Origin of the sequence: Psychrobacter sp. TB20-MNA-CIBAN-0197 (assembly GCF_040309765.1) — a bacterium.
Taxonomy (GTDB): Bacteria; Pseudomonadota; Gammaproteobacteria; order Pseudomonadales; family Moraxellaceae; genus Psychrobacter; species Psychrobacter submarinus.
The window spans coordinates 1-271 of record NZ_JBEOPC010000625.1 but is presented as its reverse complement, the minus strand read 5'-3'; the positions used below and the strand labels follow the sequence as shown (position 1 = coordinate 271).

The window sequence follows — 271 nt, the reverse complement described above, 5'->3', positions numbered from 1 at the left end:
ATCATTTCCCGAGCTGGTTCGCGACTATTTTCCATTCGGGCATCAGTTCGTCGGCAATCATGGCGATCCTGCTCAACCTGGCGTTCAACCACTTCACGACCGGCAACTCGGATCAACAGTCGGTGTTCGCCGCAGCCGAAGAGCGCACCCTGCGTTATCGCGATCTGGCCGCGCTGCGTGAAGGCGATTACTTCAGCGACGGCAAGCTGCATGACTGCGATGGCAAGGAAGTGCCGGTGATCGAGCCGGATGACCACGACCATGGCCACGG

At 59.4% G+C, this 271-nt stretch carries 1 pseudogene; it reads left to right on the top strand.

Annotation, left to right across the window (positions count from 1 at the left end):
* Nucleotides 1–271 (top strand): annotated as a pseudogene (locus AAEY83_RS15260) (purine permease); the annotation flags it as partial.